The following is a 3,716-nucleotide window of genomic DNA, read 5'->3' as shown; positions in this document are numbered from 1 at the left end:
GTCATTACCGCCAATGCGGCAGCGGGTGGCCCGACCGGCAATGGCCTCTTTGTTGCCAATGGCGGCACGCTGCTCCTCAATACGACGCTCAACGCCGGCCTCCCCCTGAGCGGCCAGACAGGGTCGTACTCGGACATGCTGATCGTCGATGGCACGCAGCTGGGAACCGGGGCAACGGCGATTAGCGTTTTCAACAAGGGCGGTCTTGGCGCCGTTACTGCCGGCAATGGCATTGCGCTGGTGGAAGTGCGCAACAAGACGCTTTCTCAGCCTGGCGTTTTCGTACTGAACGGCGATTTTGTTTCCAATGGCCAGCAAGCGGTCGCGGGAGGGCTCTATGCCTATGCCCTGCAGCAGAACGGCGTGGGAGCTGACGCCAATGATGGCAACTGGTACTTGCGCTCCCTGGTAGGTCCAAACGGCTCTACGCCGCTCTATCAGCCTGGCGTAGCGCTTTACGAGGCTTACCCGGCCATTCTGCGGCGCTTGAACACCCTGCCCACCTTCCGCCAGCGCGTCGGTGAGCGCTATTACGATCCGGCCAACCGTGCGACCGGCGATGGTCAAAGCCGCCCCGCGGGCGGTGTCTGGGGACGTCTGGAAGCGGGACGGGACTATTCCGATCCAGGCCTGACCGCGAGCGGCACCAGCTTCGAGACGACCGGGTTGCGCATGCAAGTGGCGGCCGACGGCCTCCTGCACGAAAGTGCCCAAGGCAAACTTATCGCCGCCCTCACCGCCCAATATGGCACATCACACTCCACGGTTTCTTCTGCGTACGGCACCGGCACCGTTGGTGCGACCACTTATGGGCTGGGCGGAACTCTCAGCTGGCTCGACGGCAGCGGATTTTACGCCGACGGTCAACTGGGAGTGAACTGGTATGATAGCGACCTTTTCTCGAACGAGTTGAGGCGCGCTGTTGCCCGCCAGAACAGCGGTATGGGCCTGGCAACCAGCATCGAAGTGGGCCAGGATCTCTGGCTCGACGATCACTGGAAACTCACGCCGCAGGCTCAGTTGATCTACTCAAACACAATGTTCGACTCGTTCAGCGACTCTTACGGCGCCACGGTTACTGCCCTTGGTGGTGATAGTTTGCGTGGCCGACTGGGGCTGGCCGCCAACTATCTGAACACCTGGCAGGACAGTGCAGGCGAGACGTCCAGTCTCGATACGACAGCTATCGTCAATGTCTACAACGAGTTTCTTCCTACGGGTGAGGTTCAGGTTGCAGGCACACGCCTCGGTGGCCGTAGCGATAGCTTGTGGGGCGGTATTGGGCTGGGCGCCACCTACGCCTGGGCCGACGGAAAATACAGCCTCTATGGCGATGTTTCGGCCAGTACTGGCCTGGCCAATTTCGGCTCCAGCGCCACCCTCCACGGAGCCCTGGGCCTAAAGGTACGGTGGTAGCGCGTAGCGCGACCAAGCCCCGCGACCTCCGCCTACAGCAGCAGGCGGAGAGTTGGGACGTCACCCGCTCGGCAAAGAAATCATGGCGCCACGGGGTTCCGGCAGATTAGGCGGCATGCGGCGCCAAAAACAGCCGGATTACCAGGCCGATCGCGGTTACCGCAAGAACGCCCGCAATCCAGAGCCCGACGAACCAGATCATGTTCTGCATTTGAGGTCGGCTCATCAGTGATAGCCCTCCTCCGGATCAAGCTTGCCTCGGAAAACCCAATAGGCGTAGCCGGTATAGGCAAGGATCGTGGGAATGAGCACGGCAGCGCCGGCAAGCAAAAACAGCAGCGACGACTCCGGAGCGGCGGCGCTCTCGATCGTCAGGGCCCCTGGTACGATGTAGGGAAAAAAGCTGATACCGAGGCCCACGAAGCTGAGGACGAAAAGACCTAGCGCGGCGAGAAATGGTTGCAGATGCCTGTCCGTCCGCAAGCCATACCGCAGGGCGCCGCCGCACAGCGACAGTAGCAGCGGCACGAAGGCGGAGAAAAAGGTCGTGGGCCAGCCAAACCATCGCTCGAAATAGATGGGATTGATGAAGGGCGTCCATAGCGAAACCGCGGCGATCAGCGCCAACGTGATAATATTTAAGGCGCCGGCAAGGCGTTTGGCACGATGCTGCACATCGCCCAGCGTCTTGAGATTGAGCCAACACGCTCCCAGCAGCGCGTACCCGACGACCACCGCAACCCCGGTCAGGACGCTGAACGGGGTGAGCCAGTCCCACCAACCGCCGACATATTCCTTGTTTTCGATGGCAATGCCCTGCACGAGGGCACCAAGAGCAATCCCCTGTGTGAACGCCGCTAGCGTGGAGCCGATCCAGAAGCCATGGTCCCAATAGCGGGAGCCGCGCCGGGTACGCCAGCGGAACTCGAATGCGACGCCACGGAAGATCAGCCCGAGCAGCATTATGATGATCGGAATATAGAGCGCCGGCAGCACCGCGGAATAAGCTGCGGGAAAGACCGCCATGAGCCCCCCGCCCCCAAGAACCAGCCAGGTTTCGTTGCCATCCCATACCGGCGCGATCGAATTGGTCATGAGGTCACGCGACTCCCGCTCTGGAAAGAACGGGAAGAGGATGCCGATACCGAGATCAAAGCCATCGAGGACGACATAGGCGAGGACCGAGAACGCAATGATGGCGGCCCAGATGGTGGGGAGATCAATCGGCATTGTGCAATCCTTCCCTGATGGCGAGTTCCTGTGCGGGACCGGGCGTGATGCCGGCGGCACGCTGTGGGGCCTTTTCGAGCTCGTGATCCTCCGAAAGGATGGGCGGACGACGGAACAGCCGGAAAAGGTAGAAAACGCCAGCGCCGAAGACGAGGAAGTAGACGATGACGAATGCAAGGAGTGATACGCCGACGGCTGGCGCGTCCACCGGAGAAAGGCTGTCGGCCGTGCGCATGAGGCCATAGACCGTGTAGGGCTGACGGCCGACTTCCGTGGTGTACCAACCGGCAAGCACGGCGACGAAGCCAGAGCCTCCCATGGGCACCGCCACCCGATGCAGCCAGCGGCTGGTGTAGAGTGTTTTCCGCAGACGCGCCCATAGCGACCAGACGCCCATGGCGAGCATCAGCATGCCGAGGCCAACCATCACCCGAAACGTTATGAAGGGGATCAAGGCCGGTGGACGATCTTCCCGGGCCCACTCCTTCAACCCCTTGATTTCCCCATCGAGCTCATGAGTCAGGATGAGGGAGCCTAGTTTCGGGATTTCGAGCGCAAAATGCGTGGTTTCCGCCTCGTCGTCAGGGATGCCGAAGAGGATGAGCGGTGCACCGTCTGTGTGGGTCTCGAAGTGCCCCTCCATAGCCGCGATCTTTGCGGGCTGATGTTCGAGCGTGTTGAGACCATGCAGGTCACCCACGAAGATCTGGATCGGGGTGAAGATAGCGGCCATCCACATCGCCATGGAGAACATGATGCGGGCCTGACGGTTCTCCCGATCCTTCAGCAAGTGCCAGGCACCGACGCCACCGACCGCGAAGGCGGTGGTGAGGAAAGCAGCAAGCACCGTGTGGGTCAGCCGGTAAGGAAACGAGGGATTGAAGACGATCGCCCACCAATCTTGAGGTATGAAGGCGCCTGTTGCGTCCACGCTGAAGCCTGCGGGCGTCTGCATCCAGGAATTGGCCGAGGTGATCCAAGTGGCCGAAATCAGCGTACCGATCGCCACCATGGCGACCGCGAGCATGTGTAGACCATCGCCAACGCGCTTTCGGCCGAAGAGAGCGATT

General features: G+C 61.2%; 3 protein-coding genes. 1 reads left to right on the top strand and 2 read right to left on the bottom strand.

Going from position 1 to position 3,716, the window contains the following annotated elements; genetic code table 11:
- Positions 1-1,416: autotransporter outer membrane beta-barrel domain-containing protein (locus J0I64_RS03255; protein ID WP_291406187.1), on the top strand; the 1,416-nt coding region annotated here is incomplete at its 5' end.
- 225 nt (positions 1,417-1,641) lie between these two features.
- Here the strand turns inward: J0I64_RS03255 and cydB are convergent.
- Together cydB and J0I64_RS03245 are read right to left on the bottom strand one after the other, a co-directional pair.
- Positions 1,642-2,646 carry a cytochrome d ubiquinol oxidase subunit II gene (gene cydB, locus J0I64_RS03250; protein ID WP_291406186.1) on the bottom strand — a complete coding sequence of 335 codons (1,005 nt, stop codon included), beginning with the start codon at positions 2,644-2,646 and terminating at the stop codon, positions 1,642-1,644.
- The coding region (locus tag J0I64_RS03245; protein WP_291406185.1) for a cytochrome ubiquinol oxidase subunit I at positions 2,636-3,716 on the bottom strand (1,081 nt) is incomplete at its 5' end. The genes cydB and J0I64_RS03245, both read right to left, overlap by 11 nt.

The organism is Devosia sp. (assembly GCF_017307565.1).
GTDB lineage: Bacteria > Pseudomonadota > Alphaproteobacteria > Rhizobiales > Devosiaceae > Devosia.
This window is presented reverse-complemented; position numbering and strand designations above follow the sequence as displayed.

Excerpts from the sequence above, each read along its gene's own strand:
- cydB (WP_291406186.1), bottom strand. The coding sequence starts at position 2,646 with ATGCCGATTGATCTCCCCACCATCTGGGCCGCCATCATTGCGTTCTCG.